The organism is Candidatus Uabimicrobium amorphum (assembly GCF_009002475.1).
GTDB classification, from domain to species: Bacteria; Planctomycetota; Uabimicrobiia; order Uabimicrobiales; family Uabimicrobiaceae; genus Uabimicrobium; species Uabimicrobium amorphum.
Genome location: NZ_AP019860.1, coordinates 7,671,254 through 7,692,848 on the forward strand (window position 1 = coordinate 7,671,254; position 21,595 = coordinate 7,692,848).

A 21,595-nucleotide genomic window follows, 5' to 3' on the forward strand; every position below is an offset into this window, starting at 1 on the left:
ATTATGGCAAAGACAACTCGTTGTCTTATTCTAGAACACGATCCGACAGCAATAGAACAATACAATGAATTTATTCCTGAAAATATTGACATTTGTTTTATTGATAATGAGTTAAGTGCATTTAATAAAATATCATCTATATCTCCAACATTTATCATTTTTAACACGCTATGTACACAAAAGCCCATTTCCTTTATCAACAAAATCAAAAAAATAACACCTAGCGCTTCGTTAATTGTTTGCAGTTCAAATTATTCTATTCGCGAAGCGGTGTTTTTTATCAAAAATGGTGCTCACGACTATTTTCCGCTTCCATTAGACAAAAGCGATTTCCAATACTCTCTTTCACAAATTTTACGAACCGCAAGTGATCAAGACATCGACTTAAAACAATCAAACAAACTGGTATTTTTAGGCGAGCTAGCAGCGGAAATTGCCCACGACATAAAAACGCCCCTGGCATGTATTAGCGGATTCATCGATTTGTTTTTGGGCTTTTTGAAAAAACCCCAAGTAACGGTAGAAGAATTACAAGGTGTTGGACACTATCTCGACAAATCCATTGCCGAGACAAAGAGATGTCAGAAAATATTAAACAACTTACTAATGTTCTCAAAAAAAGAAGATTTCACGCACTTTTGCTTGGCCGACTTAATAGACCGTGTCCAGGCACTAATTGCGCAAGATTTAATCGAAAAAAATATCCAATTAAAAATGAATATTGATCCTCATTTACAAGTATATGGTAGTGAAGAAAAACTACATCAGGTACTATTAAATTTGTTGATCAATGCAAAAAATGCGACAAAACAGGGCTTTATCGAAGTGACAGCGGTCAATGAAAACGAAAAAACAAAAATTTCCGTCCGCGATAGTGGATGTGGAATTAAAAACGAAGATTTAGATAAAATATTTAATCCATTTTTCACGAAAACGCAACAGGGAACTGGCTTAGGATTGTCTATAGTTAAAAAAATTATAGAAGAGCACCAGGGAAACATTTCTGTTCAAAGCCAATTAGAGATGGGTACCACTTTTATTATAGAACTTCCTATCAGATGAAAGACTTAGAAAAAATGTACGCCATCTCCGGGCGTATCAACATCAAAAAAGGTGATATTCTAGCAGGCAAATACCGCTATGTGAAAAAACTGGGCATGGGGGGAATGGGCGCTGTTTGCCTAGTTTCAGATATAAAAACACAAGAAATGCTAGCGATGAAGTATTGTCTCTCCGAAGATCACATGGATCGCTTTGAGAGAGAAGTGCTTGCATGGTTGCAATTAGGTCAACATCCCAATATCGTTTCCGCAATATATTTCGATCGCATTAACAACAAGCCCACTTTGTTCATAGAATATGTCAAGGGGCCGACACTAAAAGATGTGATCAAACAAAGCCAAACAGACCGCGAAGAGCTCTACCTTGAGAAAGTCTTAGACTATGCCATTCAAATATGCCGCGGTATGGATCACCTCCATGAAAAAGGCATCATCCACCGCGATTTGAATCCAAAAAATATTATTATCCAAGAAGACGATGGTTTTGGTATTGTGAAAATTACAGACCTCGGTTTATCAAAACTGAAAGTTCTGCCGCGCAAAAGTAAAAGTACAAAAATGAGTGGCCGACACTTAGCCGCCAAAGTAGAATTAACCGAAACCAACCAAGTGCTGGGCACACCACAGTACATGTCGCCACAGCAATATACATCAAGTAAAGAAGTCAACGAGTCTACCGACATCTATGCATTTGGACTTATTCTTTATGAAATGATTAGCTGTGGAAAATTCCCATTCGAAGCCAACTCAACAACAGGTTGGTTGCACGCACACTTATATCGTCCGCCTAGACACATAAAAAAACAAGCGGCAGTAAAAATATCCCTATTCAATCATAAAACACGCAATGAGTTGTATGAGTTGGTAATGAGTTGTTTGGCCAAAACCAACAGAGAACGCCCGGCGAATTTCGCAGCAATCGAAAAGCAACTAGAGAGTATTTATGAACAACTGTGTAAAAAGAGTTACCGACGTTCTAAAATATCGGCCTCATCTTTATCAAAATGGGAAGAGGAAAACAACAAAGCCGTTTCACTTCTAAAAATAGGAAATGAACACGCCAAAGCAGCGCGAGACATATTAAATAACATTCACAAAGAAAATCCAGAATTTCTCTACGCGCATTTAAATTTGCTACTCTTACAGTTAAAAACCAAATCTTTTACCCTTGAAGAGTTCTGGCTGGAAACAAACAGCCTTTTGCAACAAACCTCTGACACAAGTAAAGTTATTGAGGTTATGGTAGGGGGTGCATTGGAAAAACGCGCTTACATGCAAAAGTCATTGCAAATCCTACAACAAATTCAAGACATCGAAAGCTTCCCCAATTTAGCCCGTAAAAAAGCCAAATGGCTATACTTGAAAGGGGAGTTTCAGCAAGCTCTCAAAATATTGGAAATGCTTTGCGAAAAAGACCATGCAACCGTAGAAGACTTTTACGATAGAGTAGGTGCAATGATTCATTGTGAAATACTCAATGACCACTGTCAAATAGTTCCCAAAGCAGATAAATTTAGCTTGGTCATTCCTCAAGATTTGCGCCAAAAATCCTGGGATATTTTGCGCGTGGGAGAAAAAAAATGCGGCGTTAATGATGCACTGGAACGCGCCAAGGATATTATTGCCGGAGGAGAAGTACCGAAAACTCCTTTTTGGCACGAATATGGCCAGCTACAGGGCCACAAAAAACCGATAAAGAAAATCATCATCACTCCGAATGGTCTGAACGTAGTCTCCATAGGCGAGGACAAATTCGTCAAAGTGTGGGATGTAAAACATAAAAAACTGATTTGCGAGTTCAAGATCGAACATGAAATCACGTGCCTCACGACAAATCTTACCCAAAAACAAATTGCTTTAGGACTGCAAAGTGGCGATATATTATTGTATAATTTGCAAACAAAGTGTTTACAAAAAAAAGTCTCTGCTCATAAACACCCGATTGTAGGATTGGTGTTTTGCAATAACGAAAGTAGGTTGGTATCAGGAGACACCAACGGAGAAATAAAGCAGTGGAACTTGAAAGAGTTGCTGAAAAAGAAAAAAATTTGGCAACTTAAAGGCGAAAAACCAGAAAAGAAATACACAGTACAAACACAGCTCTCGACACTTGGGGTGAATCTATCGGGCTCGCGAATCATTGCCGGAGGTAACGACGGTAGTATTTACTTTGTACCGCAAGAAGGTTCCGCGGTGAAAATTGATGCCCACACCAGTCACATAGAGAAAATTTTAATTTCTGCTAATGAAAGAGTTGCTGTGTCTATGTGCAAACTACCACCACACAACCTAATTTTATGGGATTTGCGCAATAATGGCAAAATGCATTTTTCTCTTGAAAATATCACGAGCATTGCGATTACAGGGGACGCAAAATATATATTGGTAAGTACCGAAGAGGGCTTTATCGATATTTGGAACACCATGAAAAAGATTAAGTTACAAAGAATAGAAGCATATAGTAACTCTATTAGTGACATAGCAGTTACCGCAGATGCAAAAATGGCTGTGTCTGGAGCAAAAAACGGAGCCATCACTTTATGGGCCAACAACTACGTATGGCCAATTCAATTAGAACAAAGTTATTTAAAAAGTTCTGGAATTTGATATGGATCAAAGAAGTCAATGTTTGGCATATTTCGCTAAAAAATTAAATTATATTACCCGCGATGTTTACGAAGAATCTGCTTCTTCGACAACAAGTTTTGAGCAATTTTTAGTCAGCCATCAAATTAAATTAACAGCCTCACAGAGTTACTCGTTGTTATTTATATTTGTAAAACACTGCATACTAAAACATTGTCAGCAATTAAATTTTTTGGACGAAGATACATGCAAAAATCTTTTGCAAGAAAAATTGGATAACCTAAAAAGTCACGATGCTTCGTATAGCCTCCAATGCGTGAATATGCGTTTAATTACCATAGAACAAGCACAAAAAGCGATCGAAAAACTACTGGAACAAAAAATTCTAAACACCCAAGAACTCGATATACTAAAAAAGATATACAAAGACTTGAATTTGTCAGATATCTCCAGCAAGGTAGATGAAACAACCCAAGGACGACATACGCGTAAAATAGTAAAGTCAAGTTCTATCCAAGAGACCGCAACAGAACAAGAAATAATTGCTCCGCCAAAACAATTTAAACTCAACACAACTGGAAAAATTCCCACACGGCAAATAGGCCCATACCGCGTCTTAGAAGAAATCGGTACCGGGGGGATGGGAAAAGTATACAAGGCATATCATCCCCAGGAAGACAAAACCGTTGCCATTAAGGTTATGTTGCGAAATAGCGAAATATCTCCCCAAGAACGAAATCGTTTTTATGCAGAGGCGCAACTCACCGCGAAATTGCAGCACGACAATATTGTAAAAGTATACGATGTAAAAATGGAAGATGATATGGACTACATCGTAATGGATTTTGTTGATGGTGTTCCTTTATCTTTGATATTGAAGAATACTAAGTTGTCGTTGCGCAGGTCGTTAGAAATCATTAAAGAAGTTGCTCTAGCGATGGATTACGCCCACAACAAAGGAGTTATTCACCGCGACTTGAAACCCAGTAACTTAATGGTAAATAACCGTACCGGCCGTCCAATTATTATGGATTTTGGCTTGGCGAAAAACACCGAGCTTTCCACAGAAGTGACAAAATCAGGCGCAATATTGGGTACGCCACGCTACATGGCTCCCGAACAAGCCAGCGGTAAAAATAAAAAAGTCGGTCCCTCCACAGATGTATATGCTCTTGGCGCCATCCTATATTTAATGATTGCTGGTGTTCCTGCGGTACGCGGAGATAACCCCGCAAAGATCATCTACAATGTGCTCCACGAAGACATTATATCTCCTAAAAAATACAACAATCGCCTACCAGCCAAGGTAGAAACTATTTGCATGACTGCCTTGCAAAAATCTCCCCAAGATCGCTACAGTAGTGCCGGAGCATTTGCCGAAGATATTGACCGCTACCTACAAGGCGAAATGCTATCTTCACCTGGAGTGACTATTTGGCAACAGAGCAGTAAAACCTTTAAAAAACACCGTCCGTTCATTCTATTGATGATGTTACTCATACCCCTTAGTGCCATGTGTGCTTTTCTCATCTATAAAACAATTATAAACGCCGGGGAAGTTCGCGCTCTGCAAAAAATGCATACAAAAGCCGTTGCCGAAAATCAAATAAAAGGCTTCGAAGCTAAAGGAGACTTAGAATGGGAAAAGGGTTTTTATCAAAGAGCTTGCCTATTCTACACCAAGGCATTACAGCACGCGGAAGAACTCCAACAAAAAGAGCCTATCTCCCAACTACGTGAAAAACTGGCTTACCGCTACAGTCTAATCCCAAAGTGTGAAAAAATTATTTACATGAAGAGCGATATAAACGCCATGGCTTTTTCGCCAAAAACGCCATTGTTTGTTACCGTAGGAAATAACGGCCAAATGACAATAGTCAACGATCCGCAAAACGCCAAATGGGACAAAGTGGCATCGAGTTTGTACGACATAGATTTCCATCCCGACGGAAAAACAATGATTACAGCAGGAAAAAGCTACGTATATATATGGAATACCACGACAGGAAAAGTTATTGGAAAGATTAGTGGCGAATCGCCCTTCTTGCAAGCCAAGTATCACTTTAACGGTAAAAGTTTTATTACTCTAGAAGCCGATAACAATATAAAAGTTTGGGACACACAGTCATTGACTGTATCGCGGCAAATGCCACCTATTACCAACAAGCCTCTAAGCAAACTCGTATGCGACAAAACAACAGACAGCTTTTTTACGACCACACAAGACGGCTGGCTGTATGCTTGTAATTTACAATCGCAAAAGGTAGTGCCCATAAGGCTTTTTAGCTCATCCGCCGTAAGATTCATGATTGCAAAAGAAAAAAGCATCGTGAGTTGTGGGGAAAATGGTATCTTGAAGTTATTTAGCCCGGCAATACTCAGGTACCAACTCATCTTACCAGGGCTTGGTGGCCGTATCTATTCAGCAGACGTAGATGAAGAGCAAAGTTATTTAGCCGTGGGAACACATGACAATAAAATTCACATTTTTGACACCTACCAACAAAAAACGGAATTTATCCTAGAGGGGCATGAAGATGTTGTCGTCGCTCTCAAAGTTCACGACAATGGCGAATACATGGCTTCATTTTCCAATGACCAAACTCTTAGGTTGTGGAAGTTTGATAAAGGTACCCATCGCCGTATCGTACCGCAAAGGAACTACCCAGCATACGGTATCGAGTTTTTATCGAGTAAAAATCAATTTATTACCTGTAATGGCAATGGACACATTCAACTGTGGAATCAAAATGGTGAACTACAACAAACAATAAAGACCAACCTCGCGCGCTATGCAATGGCCGTGGCACCTTCGCAAAAAAAAGTTGCGGTATCTGGTCTTATCGACGTTCAAGAATTTGACTTGACGACGCAGCAAAAATTATTTGGGTTTCGCGCAAACACCCAACGCATATTTTCCTTAACCTATGTAGGCAAAAATAACTTACTTGTTACAGACAAAAACAGTGCTTACGTGCGCTCCGCCTCTAACACGAAAAAAATATATACCGGAAATGCATGGGCCTACTCTAGTGACTACAACAACGCCACGAAAACTTTTGCCTACTGTGCCGGGCGTGTTGTATCGTTATGGAATGCAGAGCAGTTGAAAGAAATTGGAACCATCAACGTAAAAACCGCTGGGGTGATATCTGTCGCTTTTAACAAGAGCGGTAGTTTAATTGCCACAGGACTCAGTGACGGAACGATAAAAATATGGTCCGCAAAGGATTTTACTTTGCAAAAAAACCTATTCTTTCACAATTTTACCATTCGCGATATGGCCTTTTTTGGCGAGAATGAGTTAACGGCCGTGGATACACAAGGATTTTTGTCTCTGTGGAATGTTGAAAAAGGCATATGCAAAATTTACTTTAAAAACCACACAGAAGGTAGTACATGTGTTTCTTTTGGTCGAAATAAAAATATTATCGCCTCTGGATCTACAGACAAAAGCATTGTCATTCGCAAATTGCAAATAGATGAAGACATTTTACGTTTACCCATCACAAAATTGTCAACATATATCGAAAATAATATAAAAATGCGCATAGATAATCATTTAGAAATCGTCCCATTGGACGGCAATTGGAAATAGACACCATAAACACCAGGAACCAACCATAAAAATTGGAGAACTGCGATGAGCAACGAAAATTTAAAAACTGTCTTGCAAGAGAAAAGAACCTTTCAACCTCAAGATCATTTTCAAAAAAATGCCAAAATTCAATCCATGGAAGCGTACAAAGAAAAATATCGAGAGAGTATTGAAAATCCTGAAGAATTTTGGGCAAATGCGGCCTCGGAATTGCATTTTTTCAAAAAATGGGATCGTGTTCTAAATGCGGAAAATCCACCATTTTATCGTTGGTTTGAAGGTGGAAAAACCAATATATGTTATAACTGCATTGACCGCCATCTTGATAGCGCCACGCGTAACAAAGCTGCGATTATCTGGGAAGGTGAACCAGGAGATGAAGTAGTTCTCACCTATGCAGACTTAGCGCGCAAAGTAAATCAACTTGCAAATGGTTTAAAAAAATTGGGTGTGCAGAAAGGCGACCGCATTGCCATTTATTTACCAATGATTCCAGAATTGGCGATTTCTGTACTTGCCTGTGCACGTATTGGCGCAGTACACTCTGTTATTTTCGCCGGTTTCTCTGCCGATTCCATTAGCGACCGTATAAATGACTGTCAAGCAAAAATAACCATAACGTCTGACGGTGTCTGGCGCAAAGGTAAGAAATTATTATTAAAAAACATTGTAGATGAGGCCGTCAAAAAATGTCCATCTATTGAAAAAAATATCGTGGTAAAACGTTCACACAAAGACCACTTTGAGTGCGCTATGGATGAAAATAAAGATATCTGGTATCACGATCTCATTGAGAATTGTTCTCTTTCTTGCCCAGCAGAAGAAATGGACAGCGAAGATATGCTATTTCTTCTTTATACAAGTGGAACAACAGGAAAGCCAAAAGGTATTATTCATACCACCGCTGGCTACATGCTATACAGCTATTACACTTCAAAATACGTCTTTGATTTACAACCAGAAGATGTTTATTGGTGTACGGCAGACATCGGATGGATCACCGGACACAGTTACATCGTCTATGGACCACTCGCCAATGGTGCGACATGCCTTATGTACGAAGGAGCTCCCAATGCACCTCACAAAGGACGTTTTTGGGAAATTGTCGAAAAATACCGCGTAAACATTTTCTATACCGCACCTACTGCCATTCGTACATTCATGAAATGGGGAGAGGATTGGGTAAATAAATACGACATTTCTTCTTTACGCCTTCTAGGAACAGTCGGTGAACCAATAAATCCCGAAGCGTGGATGTGGTACCATAAAGTCATCGGTAAAGAACGTTGCCCGATTGTTGACACTTGGTGGCAAACAGAAACAGGTGGAATGATGATTACACCTATACCAGGATGCACAACAACAAAACCAGGAAGTGCTACTTTTCCTTTCTTTGGCATAGACGCCACCATTCTCGATAAAGACGGTAATGAGCAAGACACGGGTTTTCTAGCCGTGCGTAAACCGTGGCCTGGCATGCTACGCGGTGTCTATGGTGATGAGGAACGTTTCAAGAATACTTATTGGTCTCAATGGGAAAATATTTACTTCCCAGGAGATGGCGCTCGTCGCGATGAAGACGGCTACTTTTGGATTCTCGGTAGGGTAGACGATGTCGTGAACGTCTCAGGTCACCGCATTGGTACAGCGGAATTGGAAAGTATTTTTGTTTCGCACGCGAGTGTTGCAGAATCCGCGGTGATTGGGATCGACCATGAGATAAAAGGACAGGCAATGGTCGCTTTTGTTTCCTTACGTGAAGGCAACGAAGGTAGTGATAGTTTAATAGAAGAGCTCACACAACTCGTCATTGAAAAAATCGGCAAGTTCGCCATTCCAGAGCGCATTATCTTTACCGCAGATTTGCCAAAAACGCGTTCGGGAAAAATCATGCGTCGCCTGCTACGTGATATCGCGGAAGGACGCGCCGTAGGTAATGTAACTACACTAGCCGATGCCGGTGTCATCGACGCTTTAAAAGAAAAATATCAGGAAGACTAAAAGTTAGACAACGATGCTATACTTAAAAAAATACTTAGAAGCTCTCCATAAACTAGATGAAGCATTTTTTCTACCTGGAGCGGATATACATAAATACTCACTAAATGAAACCATTAGTGAAGAAAAACTACACGATAGCGAGCAAAAGTACACCGTACTTCCACACCACCATCGCTCATTTCTCCTTGAAATAGGGAATGGTGGTGCAGGTCCTGGTTATGGCGTATATACTCTAGAAAAATCATTGCACTCAGCACGTAACAACGACTGGCATCCCAATAAGCCCAACCGTTTAACATTAGACAGCTACTTTATTTTTGGAGATTTCTCAACGCAAGAGGAACTCAAGTGGATGTTTGATGGGTGTTTGCCTATCGCAGACAGCGATTGCGGAAGTGTATTTCTAATCATACTCTCGGGAAAAAAAGCACAGCAAGTATGGAAGTACAATCATAGCAAAGGTGAATTGCGCAAAGATAGCGACAATTTTCTCATTTGGTATGAAAAATGGTTGAGTACAGGACTTGTTGCTGGTGCTGTTGCTGAGATTAAAAACCATTTTATGGCCTATGGTGAAGTAGATACCATAAGTGACAATTACACCGTCATTCGCCTCTATTTCGAAAAAATATTCCAGGATTTCGAAGATATATGGATGCTAAACTTACTGTTACCCGTTGGCGAGATACATGCTCACGAGGCTTTGGGTTGGTTATATTTATGTGAAGATAATAGTGAAAAAGCACTACACTATTTTCAAAAATTATACACCAACGCCGAAGAAAAAATCAAAGCCGCTGGTGCGCACGGCCTTTGGGCACTGTATATGTTGCAAGGTAATGTGCGCAAAGCGCTCAAAATAGGTGAAGTAGCTCTTGCTCTAAGTAAATTTTGTTATAATCAAGTGCGCATTTATGAATTGCAATATGCCCTTAGCTTGACATACGCCGTAGTTGGTCGCAAAGAAGAGGCGTTAAAGGCTGCGGAAAACCTCGTTGAAATTTTTCCTATTATGGACGTATCGTTTGAAATTCTTGCGGCCTTGCATGTTAAATTTAAAGATAGAAAGTTGGCAAAACGCAGTATAACACGCCTTGTGAATAGCAATCCACCGCAAAAGACCCATTACGCTCGGAAATTATGGCACACATACAAACAAATTGGTGCAGACGATTGGAGTTACTGGATTGCGCAACTCATTGGCTGTAGAGATGAAAAGAAAATGCTACAGCGTATGCAAGGAAAGCGCGAAGAACTACGTAGGATACTGCAAAATAAATATAAAAAATTGTCTAGTTTTTTCTACGAACAAATCGAAAAAGTCAATTACATAGATGAATTGGAGCACTTGATTCATTTGGCCAAAAACGATTCTCTAGAAGATATAGAGATATACTTATTGCAATGCGCAAGTTAAATTAAAAGGCGTAAGACATGGGCAATGAAAATAAGATTAGTACCAAAGAAACTCTAAAGCTCAATGCAAGCCAAGCAAACCAAATAAACCAAGTAAACCAAGCAAACCAAACGACAAAAAATGTTCCTTTCGGAAACTATGTACTTGTCGAAGAGTTGGGGCATGGGGCGATGGGAAAGGTATTCAAGGCCTATCATCGCTATCTAAAACGCTACGTAGCCTTAAAAATCCCAACGAACTTAGGACAAGACGATTTACAACGTTTTCTGCGCGAAGCGGAAACCATGGCCAAGTTGCGTCATCCCAATATTATCCACATACACGAGGTAGGTAGTTACAACAATCAGCCCTACTTTACCATGGACTACATCGAAGGGCAAGATCTCAGCGCCTACTACAAAAAAAATACCCTGTCTACACGGCAAATCGTACAGTTGATGATAGAAATATGTCAAGCCATTTTTCATGCGCACCAACAAGGTATCGTGCACCGCGATCTCAAACCAGCCAACATAATGATGACTGTCGACCAAAAACCGATTATTATGGATTTTGGCCTAGCAAAAAATTTTAATGAAAACCAAAAATTGTCACAGTCAGGAATGATTCTGGGAACGATTACCTACATGTCACCGGAACAAGCCCAGGGCAAAAATCGCAAAATCGACGAGCGCAGTGATGTATATTCACTGGGGGTAATCCTCTATGAACTTCTTACCGAACGCGCGCCATTTATCAACGGCAGTTCCTTTATGTTACTTCACGATATTGTCAACCGTCCGCCCATTCCTCTGCGCGAAATAAAAGCGAAAATCCCCAAAGCCTTGGATAACATATGTCTCAAGGCGTTAAACAAAAAACCGAAAGATCGTTATCAAACCGCCAAAAAACTCGCCGCAGATTTGCAAAGTTTTATCGAAGGTAAAAACGTAAATGCCAAAGCAAAAAAATCGTATAAGTCGGTACTTTATCAAAACCAAACGCTCATTCGCGTATTGTTAATGGTATTCATCCCACTTATTTTTGCACTCATGACTTTTGCTGTAGTACACTATCGCAGCAAAGCACAATACTATTCCTCACAAAACCTGAAAAATGAAAAAATCTTACGCGAAAATTTTAATTTTGAGGGAAAAGTAACCACAACAATACCCATGAGTGATGATTTTGACATCTTAAAAGAGCAGTACCAATTTTTACAAAAGTGTGATGAGATCAATGAAGACTTGCATAAAGTGGCCCTACTATCCCTGCCTTCTGCACAAAAAATAAAGGAAAAGCTACTCCATATATGCATAAGCGCGCATCGACAAAAAATAAAAGATGAGAATGAAAGAAAAAAACAACAAAAAAAAGCCGCAAAACGCATACAGGAACTGTATTTTTTAGGCATTCACAACGCACGGTCATTACAAATACTGACCGAATATTTATACGGTCGTAAGTATACATATGCGAAACATGTCGATATCAAAGACAAACAAATCATCAAAATCTTCCAAAAAGCCACACAAAAAAATCCCAATCACGGTTGGACACAGTTAAGATATGGCTACGCGCTGGTACATTCGAATAAAGATAGATCGGGATTAGAAATCATCAAAAAAGCGCTGACAAAAGCAAACGATGAGGATCTTGGGTGGATGCATTTTAATTTTGCGGAGTGTTATGAAAAATTACAAATGGAGAACGAAGCCTATCAACAATACAATATAGCTGCCCGTACTGGAAATGATAATATTTGGCTATACTACAAAAGAGCTTCTCTTATCGCCTCAATGAATAATAACCAGTATGACAAGCTTGCAATGTCCGAATGGGATATCGTGTATAAAAAAATGCCGAATTGGGAACTCGGTGACTATCATGCGTACAAGTTTTTTCACTTCTACATACACTATTTTCTAAAAAAAGAGCAGTACAAAAAAGCGCTAGAAATTTGTGATATGCAAATCCAAGTGCAAGGCTGGATGTATGAACCTCATTTTCTCAAAGGAAATGTCTATCTCAAACAAAAAAATCACACCTTAGTCAAAAAATGCTACGAAAAGGCGATAGACATGATCGTAAACAACAAACAAAAAGACCTCGCCAATGCCGGAAGAATCATGAGTATTATGCAAAACTATCTTTCTTCTAAATAGATTTGTAATTGTCGCGCATTGCATGTAGAACGTCTTGTAATTGTGGTGAAATTTGCCGCGAAGTTGTTATTTTGTACTTTTCAGGATTTTCATTCACTTCGTGTAAAAGTTTTTGGTGCAAATTAAAAAACATATCCGCCACAATTCCCGCATTTTCCCAACGTGCTTCAGGTCGCTTGTATAATGCCTTCTCTATTATTTGCGAAACTTCTTCATAGGTTTGCTTTTGCTTATTTGTCGCGTTGGTAAAGTCAATCACACTACATATATCAATAGGGTTGTAGTTCTGAATTTTTTGTATCGTGTTGTACATGTTTTTTTCTTCAAAAGGCGAAGTGTCACCCCAAGTCAAAAATTGATACAAAACCACTCCCAGTGAAAAAATATCTGTCGTCCAACTTATTTTTCCTTGTGTTTGTTCGGGACTCATATACGCGTATGTTCCAGTAATGTCGTCTTGTAAGTCACTCATATCTTCGATATTTCGCGCTATTCCCAAATCAACAATCTTCACCTGCCCAGTACGAATATTGAGCATAATGTTTTGCGGTTTTATATCGCGGTGAATAATGCCCCCCGTATTGAGAACCTCAATTCCGCGGGCAATTTGATTGGCAATGGCCAATTGGCTTACCAAGCAAACGGAGTGTTTATTTTTCACGACGATATCGGCAAGGTTCTTTCCATATACATATTCAAAAACAATGTAGGCGTGATCATCGATGACAAAAAATTCAAACGCTTTAATTAAGTTATCGTGGGTTATTTTCTGTAAAAAGCGGTACTCTTTTTCGATGAGTTGTAACTTATCTCCAGAAACGATAGACACTTTTTTTATCGCCACTTTTTGTGCGTTCTCTGTGTCAAAAGCGATATAAACAACTCCCGACCCTCCTACCCCAATAGGAGATACTAAACGATAACGATTGTGAAGCAATTGGTTTTTCATAACAAAACACCTAAAACTCAACAAAATGCGAAATAGCATGAGCATATTTAGAATAGCGTGTAAGACGTACGTTAAATCTCTTCAACATTTTCGAGACACAACGACGTGAATCAGGCATAAATTTCACTTCCATAATTACCACATCGGCAATGTGAAGTTTTGTCGTTGTGTTGGGAGTAGAACGCGATATTTGTTCGTACATTTGTTGTCCATAGTCAACCGTTATGCGAATATTGCGTGAAAAATCTTCATAATATTCGCGGTTGTAAATGTTAAAGAGAGTGGGGAAGCGATAAATTTCAAGCCACTTAGCACCTTCTTCTCCTAGAGATTTCTGTAGACTATCGGTAATTTCTCGCCATGATTTTTTACCATCATAAAAAATTTCTTGTACAGGAAAACACAGTTTTGTTCCCAATGAGTTATTTTTTATCTTTACCTGTAATTCTCCGCAACTACCGAGAAAACCATCTCCATACCAACGGTAACGAACCTTAAACCTCTTACTAATGCCCGCTAAATTATCCTGGTATGAATCAAAGTCATATGTATCAAAATAGATATTATTCACCGTGCGTTTGTCATACGGAGAATAAAAATGCAAAGGATGCAAACGTATGTCCATCAACAAATCTGAAAGTCTATATCTATCTACAACAAATTTTAATTCGTAGCGATATTCCATTTTAACGTTTCTTTTTCATATAGCCATCTTTATATATTTTATCTATATCAATATCTTGTGTTTCAATAACTTTTTTATTGAGTACAATCGTACTTTGCGTTTGGGCGATGATGTTTTTTTTCCCAATAATTTCGACATCTGTAGCGTGAATTTCTGCTGGACCAAATTCATTTTTCTTTATATAAGCCATAAGTGCCGCATGCTTTATATCAGTAAATTTGGCCTGTAAAATCTCCAAGTAGGAATTATCTTTTACCGCCACCCCTGTACCACTACGTAGTATATGAATGTTGCGCGCCTCTACTTTACTGCGTTCTCCAAAAGAAAGTGCCTTGTCTTTTATATCTCGAATTGTGGTATTGTATATCTTTATCTTTGATCCACTACTGTCCACAGCGTCACCGGCTATTTGGAAAAATTCACAGCCTTTGACAATACCTTCTGCAAAATCAGCGTCAAAAGCATCCGAGATGGTATCGTGTATGTGTACATTTTCCAGAAGAAATTGACTATGAATAATGTTAAGTGCATCTTCACAACTATTATGTGCAATAGTACAATTTTTAATTTGCACGTCGCTTTTATAAAAAGTAATGGCCCCTGTTATAGACCAATGTGGCAATAGATGCCCTGACGTATTGTGAATATGCACATGCGTCAGTTGTGAACTTTCATTTGCTTCTAAAACCGTAATCCCACACCATGTATTTTTTACGGCCTGCAAAAAAATGGGATTTTGGGCTTCGCCATTTGCCAAAAGTGCTCCGCGAATTAACAGGCCGGCCTTCTCCGCAAAATAAAGTTTGCAACCACTCTGAATGCGTACCTGAATTCCCTGGGGAAAGACAATATATTTTTCAACCCGCCACTCCCCTTTTTTCACAACCACACAACGGCGATTTTTATCCCAAAACAAAAAAGAGTTTTCACGTAAAATTTGCATGAGCGGCTGCGGTGAAATAGGATGGCTATTTTGAACTCCGGCATAGTGGAGGGCCACAGTTTTGTGCAACTTCTCATTTCCTTGCAATCGTACGGTGATTTCGATTTTTTCTTGTGCTGCAAAATCGTAATCAACACAGTGGTACTGCAATTTTTGGCCGAAAGGACTTGCTGCAATGACCATTGGCAAAGAACAAGAAACGGCCTTTTGCGCTTTTATGTCCACCACTTCAATAGGAACATCGCTCACATTATGTATTTCGATATGTTTCGTGGGTTCTTTTACTAAATACGCGTGAACAATTTGAGGATAATTAAACTGCGAAAAAACCATCTTTGGAACATACGTCGCATAGTTATCAACGGTAATTTGTGACAGAGTACGTGCACGTTTTACCAGATTTGAAAAAGAAAAACTTCCCAGCAGAGGTGTATCACCAAATAATATTTGTAGATAACCTTGCTCGTTTTTGCGCAAAGTAGAAATGGTCTCACCTTCCACCAGTCGCTGAATGACTTTGTGTAAATTGCGTACATATGCCTCTTTCATCTTCGGCGATTGCATCATGTGTCGCGGTAAAGTGGCGAAGCGATGCTGTAACACTAGTAAACTATTATCTTCCACATAGTTCGCGTTGACATCAAAACTCACAGGCTCCATCTTTGCGGTAATCGGATTATAGTAAAAGCGCATATTGTTCCAACGTAACCCGTGTAAGGTATTCCATATCTCACTTATGGCGAAGAACTTAGCAAACAGTTCTATATCAAAGACGTCTTCGGCGCGCAATTTCCCTTCGAGAAATCCACGCATTAAACCAATGGCTGTTTGTAAATTTCTTTGCAATTGTGGACTTTTTTCAATACGACTAGGATGGAATGCGCGTAACGTCGCGGTTGTGTAGTTTTCGAATACTCCCGCCGAAGCATTGGCATTTGTACTTTGCCACATCAATGATTCATCAAAACACAGGATAACACTCTCACGGCGCCCATGGAATTCTTGTATTTCTTTGGAAAAATGTTCTTCAACAGCCATAATTCCCATCCTTGAGCCATTGATATATGTATCCACAAAAAAATACCTAGGGGCAATAATACCTTCCAAACGCATATGGTCGTGAATCAGTGCTTCTGCTTGATAACCCTTTGTATGTGGCGCTTGTAATGAAAAACGCCGCATGCCAAAAATATGTTTTCCATCACGCACCTTGACACGTAAAGAAATTTTATTGCCACGTAAGTGGTCGAGATCATCGCCTTTTAAACGCAGTTTTACCGCCAAGGTTTCTCCGTTGATGATCACCTCCGCCGGAACATAATCGTCATCAGTCTTGGTAAGATGACCAATACTTAGGGCTTCACTGCGTTTTTTCTGCAACTTACTGAGATGTTTAAATTTGATATTGAGATAGATTTTTTGCGCGGGCGATGCTTTTAAATAACGTTGTGGAACTTTGGGTAGCGTGCGTAGAAAGTTCTTAGCTCCCAATGTAAAGGAATTACTACGTTTGGTAAAACCGCGAACACTTAGCTCCCCGACCAGGGCATTTCGATATTTTATTCCACAAAAAAAGCCCACGACAAATACACCAACGAACACGAGAAAAAAACATGCCATCCGCAGTTTTTTGCGGGGCGTTTTTGTAACGCGCGGAGGTTGTTTTCGAGGAGTTTGTTTTATTTTCATCAGATTCCCGGAATCTTTGTTTTATCTAGAAAAGAAATTCCGATGTTTGGAAAATCCATTTTGAGCTTATCAATGAATTTCAACAATATTTCACTGTCTTTGATATTGACATAATAAACCACTTCTTCGCATTCACCATGCGAATCAAAACGCCGTAGGTCGCATTCAATCATTAAGTTACTCATCACATTTTGCAACTCATTTAAATACACTTCCTGTGATTTTTTCCAATCAAGCGCTAAAAATAAACTTTGCTCATCATTTTTTTGTCGTTGGCTGAACGTGGTAATCGCCATGATCATACACGAAGCAACAACCGTCGCCAACCATTGATTCGCTCCCAAACCAAGACCTACAGCAATACACATGAATAAGTAGGCCAGTTCTTCTGGCTCTTTAACAGGTGTCCGAAAACGAACAATAGAAAGTGCTCCCACCAAACCAAGTGACAAGGCCAAAGAAGATTTAACAATACTGATAATTAGTGTTGTTGTTAATGTGATAAAGACAAATACTTTAGAAAAAGCCACGCGATTGGAAAGCGAAGAACCCCAGCGTTGGTAGTGAATCTTGAGTCCCCACGACAACAACGCTCCGAGAGCTAAACTAATCATCAACGAATTTATTGAAAAGTCGATCTTTTGGGGAAGAGAAAATATATCGAGTATAAACATTATTGCTCCACAACTCTAATACATATGGTGGTCCGCAAAAAATATGTAGATTTCATTTTTTTTTACAGTAATATAGCATTTGAAGACAAATATATTAACACAGATGTTCATATTTTGCATAGAGCTTTCTAAGGTAAGGAACCTTTTATGAAAAATTTTTTAATATTTATATTTAGTATTTGTAGTATTTTTTGTCAAAAACACGATGTATACCAAGGACTTTCTCTCCCAAGATTGCAAAAATTACAATCCGTACTAAGCGATTACATAAAAGAGAAGCAAATTTGTGGGATGAGTGTCATGATTGCACGACACGGAAAGATTGTGCATTTCGAGCAACAAGGTGTTGCGGAAGTTGATGGTCATCATATGCAAGACAACACCATATTTCGCATCTATTCGATGTCAAAGCTCATCACAAGTGTTGCGGTCATGATTTTACATGAAGAAGCAAAATTTCAGTTATACGACCCCGTCTCTAAATTCATTCCTGAATTCAAAAAACTCAAAGTATTTGTCGCCAAAACCAAGGACGGTATCCAAGTAGAAGATATGAAACGTGAACCCACCATTCGCGATTTATTAACACATACCTCTGGACTGACATATGGTTACTTTGCCACTTCTCCCGTAGATAAAATGTATGTCGATGCCAATATCTTAGACCGCAATACCTCATTAAAAGGTTTTATTACAAAACTTACCAAATTTCCTTTAAAACACCAACCAGGTAGTAAATGGGAGTATAGCATTTCCACAGATGTTCTAGGCTATTTAGTCGAAGTTATCTCAGGACAAAGTTTCGACGAGTTTTTACGCAATAGAATTTTTACTCCTTTAGAAATGAAAGATACCGACTTTTTTGTGCCCCAAGAAAAACTGGGACGTTTTACCGCGCTGTACACAATGAAAGATAAAAAGCCTCAAATTTTTGACACACGTCAAGGCTTTTTTAGTAAACAACCCAAATTCCTCTCTGGTGGAGGAGGTTTGGTATCCACGGCAAACGATTATATGAATTTCTGTACGATGTTCTTACAAAAGGGGCGTTTCAAAAATAAGCAAATTCTCGGGCGCAAAACCGTAGAGTTTATGATGACAAATCAGCTAAGTTCCGCACAACTTCCTTTTGGTACAAATAGAGACATGTGGGGATATGGATTTGGTATTGGAGGGGCAGTGGTGATGGATTCCACAAAAGCAAATACCATCATCAGTAACGGTTCCTTTCAATGGGCAGGAGCAGCAAGCACATTTTACACCATCGATCCCAAAGAAGACCTAGTCGCTTTGCTTTTTACCCAGATGTTGCCATTTTCAAATGAATTGGGAGAAAAATTCCGCACGCTAGTCTACCAAACGATTGCCGAATAATTACAACACTTCCGTTAATGGTATTTTATCTAAACGCAAACATTGCTCAATATTAGTTGCTGTACCGCTTTTGCGTTGTGCAGACACGTTAAAATCAAATGCCAGAAAATGAGTACAATGATAAATCGCGGCCATATCTCTTTCATGGTCAGTTGTATAACCGCCAAATAACTCCCAGCTACTTACCTTTGTTCGATAACGCGCGGGTAAGTAGCGCGGTTTTTCTCCTATATGATATACGGAAACCTTGCTACTTTTGGTTTTTAGATATTCCATGGTAAGAGTGTCCACACCGCGAAAATCACACACCAAAAATTCCGCATTTTTCAATTGACATAAATACGAAACGTATTTTTCAGTATACTCTTCAAAACTGGTATTGCCATTGCCGAAAACAAATAACTTCATTTTACCTCACGATCCTGATCCCGATCCCATTCCCGTAAATTAGGTAGCTAAATTAGATTACGCTTTGAGTATACGGGATCGGGTTCGAGTTCGGAAAAAAATGCCCTACATAGCCGTCAATACAATCACAATTGCCGCAATTAAGGATGTCAAAGCAAGTCCCGCAGCAAGAACACGTTTACCATGCAGACGCGTCCACAATAAAATGCCTGTCAGAGACAATATGATAAAACTTCCGGCAATAGAGTCTGCAAGTAAAATCCACGCTATGCCCATTCCGCTTGCCATGTGTAAGCGATTTAGCATCGCAAATATATTGCGGTCAAAGCGATTTACAGTGGCAAAAGTGTCCCCGTGCCAGTACGTTGCACTGTAAGCCATGTGTGGTGCCGAGAAGCTAACACGCCATTTTTCGGGTTGTGTAACGGATTTACCTCCCCAAGTAATTTCCTCTGGTGCAGAAACCCGCAATGACTCTTTCCAGCTACTAGGTACTTGTAAATCTTTTTTCAACCAAGCCACAAAACGATCACTACTTTCACGTGCACTATCTGGAATAGCTAACTTCATTTCCGTTTTTTCCGTTTGCGAAGCTGGTATTTTCCAAATTCCACGGTGATTTAACAAGATACCAGTCACACCAAACATTATCCCTAAAAATGCTCCCCATAGACCCAGCCACGCGTGTGTTTTCCGCAACCACTTTAAAAATTTTCCACGGCTAAATTTATATGGTAAAAATAAATAGTTACTCTTTCGACGCCGTGGTGGCGGTGTTGTCTTCATTTGTGGTGACTGCTCTATGTTCTCTTCTGATGTTTGCAATGTTTGATTCAAGATGTTTTCTCCTAAGTCACTTAAGACTGTGTATGAATTGCAATAATTTCGCGACCACTGCGTATCAAAAAGTAACCGTCCGTGGCGGCAACGCCATAGACAGAAGTACCTTTGACTTCCACAACATTTTCCGCTACTTTGTTAAACTTACTACGGTCTTTTTGTAACACAACTGTTGCGCCGTCTTTACAGAAAAAATAGATATACTTCCCCGCATTTACCGCAGATGCCCACATCGAACCCGGTAAACGCTCTGACCATAGTTTTTCACCATTTTTTAAATCCACACAATACAAAACCCCTGCCCGATTTACAAAATACACACAATCGTCAGCAATAAGAGGAGAAGAAAATGAACATGCCACAGAGGCTTTCCATAAAACCTTGGGATCTTTGCCGCGCTTGATGGCCATACACCAGTTTTTAGCTGAGGAACCAATAACAACAACATCGTCGGTACAAGAAGGCGAAGGTACCGTATTTTTTTTAATACCGTCCATAAACCATAACCGTTTACCATCTTGTGCATTGTACACTTCCACCACACCATTAGAACTTATGATAATTTTGTCTTGTAAAACAAGTGGTGATGCCCAAGAAACACGAGGCGAACGCTCATTCTTCCATAAGTTTTTTCCATTGCTTTTGTCAATGCTCAATAAATAAGATGGTCCCTCATGTTCGACAAGTACAATAATGGACTTTTGCGTTTGTCCTAAAGAACTTCCAATACCGTGATTTCCTTTATACTCACCGTACTCTTTGGTAAGATTTCTTTTCCAAAGAGCCTCTCCCTTAAAATTTAGAGCAATGAGATCTCCACTTTCAAAAAAAGCATAAATCGCTTTTTCGTCAACGACAGGTGTTGGTGCTGATTGCGCAACCATTTTACTACGCTTGTGCTGATGGGATGAGGCAAAGGTTTTTTTCCACAGCAGCTCACCTGTGGACAAATTAAAACAATAAACGCACAGTGTTTCCTTCATTTCCCCCACACTAGAAGTCACAAACACTTTATCGTTAAAAACAACAGGGCTTGATTGCCCATAACCAGAGATTTCATGTTTCCATGCGATTCCTTTACTTTGTGACCAATTTGTTGGTAGGTCTTTTGCTGCGGTGCTACTGTTGCCATTTCCTCGAAAACCAGGCCACGATGTTTGTGCATGTATAGAAACCAATAGAATACATAGACATAATGCTCTCATAATTACTCCGATTCAAAAAGA

General features: G+C 39.5%; 14 protein-coding genes. 7 read left to right on the forward strand and 7 right to left on the reverse strand.

The features are described 5' to 3' along the window. Positions 1–3: 3 nt before the first annotated feature. Genes UABAM_RS26800 through UABAM_RS26825 form a run of 6 tightly spaced genes read left to right on the forward strand, consistent with a single transcriptional unit; the run spans position 4 to position 12,807 of the window. On the forward strand, positions 4–1,062 hold the full coding sequence (locus UABAM_RS26800) for a sensor histidine kinase (RefSeq protein WP_151971065.1): 1,059 nt from the start codon (positions 4–6) through the stop codon (positions 1,060–1,062). Then, positions 1,059–3,668, forward strand: a complete 2,610-nt coding sequence (locus tag UABAM_RS26805; RefSeq protein WP_151971066.1) for a serine/threonine-protein kinase — start codon at positions 1,059–1,061, stop codon at positions 3,666–3,668. The genes UABAM_RS26800 and UABAM_RS26805 overlap by 4 nt, the downstream gene beginning before the upstream one ends. A gap of 1 nt (position 3,669) precedes the next feature. Beyond that, on the forward strand, positions 3,670–7,245 hold the full coding sequence (locus tag UABAM_RS26810; RefSeq protein ID WP_151971067.1) for a WD40 repeat domain-containing serine/threonine protein kinase: 3,576 nt from the start codon (positions 3,670–3,672) through the stop codon (positions 7,243–7,245). Between the two features lie 45 nt (positions 7,246–7,290). Continuing rightward, the gene (acs, locus tag UABAM_RS26815; protein ID WP_151971068.1) at positions 7,291–9,246 is read left to right on the forward strand and encodes an acetate--CoA ligase; all 1,956 of its coding nucleotides are present in this window, start codon (positions 7,291–7,293) and stop codon (positions 9,244–9,246) included. A 13-nt stretch (positions 9,247–9,259) separates the two neighbouring features. Next, entirely contained in the window at positions 9,260–10,663 is a 1,404-nt protein-coding gene (locus tag UABAM_RS26820; protein ID WP_151971069.1) for an SMI1/KNR4 family protein, read from the forward strand. Positions 10,664–10,680: 17 nt separating this feature from the next. Further along, the gene (locus tag UABAM_RS26825; protein WP_151971070.1) at positions 10,681–12,807 is read left to right on the forward strand and encodes a serine/threonine protein kinase; all 2,127 of its coding nucleotides are present in this window, start codon (positions 10,681–10,683) and stop codon (positions 12,805–12,807) included. On the opposite strand, the gene UABAM_RS26830 is transcribed toward UABAM_RS26825, so the two are convergent. The 4 genes from UABAM_RS26830 to UABAM_RS26845 are packed head-to-tail and all read right to left on the reverse strand — an operon-like array spanning position 12,800 to position 17,747. Beyond that, the gene (locus UABAM_RS26830) at positions 12,800–13,756 is read right to left on the reverse strand and encodes a serine/threonine protein kinase (RefSeq protein WP_173013597.1); all 957 of its coding nucleotides are present in this window, start codon (positions 13,754–13,756) and stop codon (positions 12,800–12,802) included. The genes UABAM_RS26825 and UABAM_RS26830 overlap by 8 nt on opposite strands. A 10-nt stretch (positions 13,757–13,766) precedes the next feature. After that, positions 13,767–14,441 (reverse strand): VTC domain-containing protein, encoded by a 675-nt coding sequence (locus UABAM_RS26835; protein WP_151971072.1) that lies wholly within the window; start codon positions 14,439–14,441, stop codon positions 13,767–13,769. A gap of 1 nt (position 14,442) precedes the next feature. Beyond that, a complete protein-coding gene (locus UABAM_RS26840) occupies positions 14,443–17,073 on the reverse strand; it encodes a right-handed parallel beta-helix repeat-containing protein (protein WP_151971073.1) in 2,631 nt (876 codons plus the stop codon). Then, positions 17,073–17,747, reverse strand: coding sequence for a DUF4956 domain-containing protein (locus UABAM_RS26845; RefSeq protein WP_151971074.1), 675 nt, complete (start codon positions 17,745–17,747; stop codon positions 17,073–17,075). The genes UABAM_RS26840 and UABAM_RS26845 overlap by 1 nt, the downstream gene beginning before the upstream one ends. Before the next feature lie 147 nt (positions 17,748–17,894). On the opposite strand from UABAM_RS26845, the gene UABAM_RS26850 reads away from it, so the two are divergent. After that, positions 17,895–19,121: a serine hydrolase domain-containing protein gene (locus tag UABAM_RS26850; protein WP_151971075.1), complete on the forward strand. Its 1,227-nt coding sequence runs from the start codon at positions 17,895–17,897 to the stop codon at positions 19,119–19,121. Here UABAM_RS26850 and UABAM_RS26855 read toward each other — a convergent pair whose 3' ends face one another. From UABAM_RS26855 to UABAM_RS26865, 3 genes are all read right to left on the reverse strand, one after another. Then, positions 19,122–19,529 carry a hypothetical protein gene (locus UABAM_RS26855; RefSeq protein WP_151971076.1) on the reverse strand — a complete coding sequence of 136 codons (408 nt, stop codon included), beginning with the start codon at positions 19,527–19,529 and terminating at the stop codon, positions 19,122–19,124. 105 nt (positions 19,530–19,634) lie between these two features. Continuing rightward, the gene (locus UABAM_RS26860; RefSeq protein WP_151971077.1) at positions 19,635–20,366 is read right to left on the reverse strand and encodes a PepSY-associated TM helix domain-containing protein; all 732 of its coding nucleotides are present in this window, start codon (positions 20,364–20,366) and stop codon (positions 19,635–19,637) included. Between the two features lie 20 nt (positions 20,367–20,386). Next, positions 20,387–21,574 (reverse strand): outer membrane protein assembly factor BamB family protein, encoded by a 1,188-nt coding sequence (locus UABAM_RS26865; protein ID WP_151971078.1) that lies wholly within the window; start codon positions 21,572–21,574, stop codon positions 20,387–20,389. Positions 21,575–21,595: the final 21 nt, after the last annotated feature.

Excerpts from the sequence above, each read along its gene's own strand:
- UABAM_RS26840 (WP_151971073.1), bottom strand. The coding sequence starts at position 17,073 with ATGAAAATAAAACAAACTCCTCGAAAACAACCTCCGCGCGTTACAAAA.
- UABAM_RS26865 (WP_151971078.1), bottom strand. The coding sequence starts at position 21,574 with ATGAGAGCATTATGTCTATGTATTCTATTGGTTTCTATACATGCACAA.
- UABAM_RS26825 (WP_151971070.1), top strand. The coding sequence starts at position 10,681 with ATGGGCAATGAAAATAAGATTAGTACCAAAGAAACTCTAAAGCTCAAT.
- UABAM_RS26805 (WP_151971066.1), top strand. The coding sequence starts at position 1,059 with ATGAAAGACTTAGAAAAAATGTACGCCATCTCCGGGCGTATCAACATC.
- acs (WP_151971068.1), top strand. The coding sequence starts at position 7,291 with ATGAGCAACGAAAATTTAAAAACTGTCTTGCAAGAGAAAAGAACCTTT.
- UABAM_RS26820 (WP_151971069.1), top strand. The coding sequence starts at position 9,260 with ATGCTATACTTAAAAAAATACTTAGAAGCTCTCCATAAACTAGATGAA.
- UABAM_RS26810 (WP_151971067.1), top strand. The coding sequence starts at position 3,670 with ATGGATCAAAGAAGTCAATGTTTGGCATATTTCGCTAAAAAATTAAAT.
- UABAM_RS26800 (WP_151971065.1), top strand. The coding sequence starts at position 4 with ATGGCAAAGACAACTCGTTGTCTTATTCTAGAACACGATCCGACAGCA.
- UABAM_RS26855 (WP_151971076.1), bottom strand. The coding sequence starts at position 19,529 with ATGAAGTTATTTGTTTTCGGCAATGGCAATACCAGTTTTGAAGAGTAT.
- UABAM_RS26845 (WP_151971074.1), bottom strand. The coding sequence starts at position 17,747 with ATGTTTATACTCGATATATTTTCTCTTCCCCAAAAGATCGACTTTTCA.
- UABAM_RS26830 (WP_173013597.1), bottom strand. The coding sequence starts at position 13,756 with ATGAAAAACCAATTGCTTCACAATCGTTATCGTTTAGTATCTCCTATT.
- UABAM_RS26835 (WP_151971072.1), bottom strand. The coding sequence starts at position 14,441 with ATGGAATATCGCTACGAATTAAAATTTGTTGTAGATAGATATAGACTT.
- UABAM_RS26850 (WP_151971075.1), top strand. The coding sequence starts at position 17,895 with ATGAAAAATTTTTTAATATTTATATTTAGTATTTGTAGTATTTTTTGT.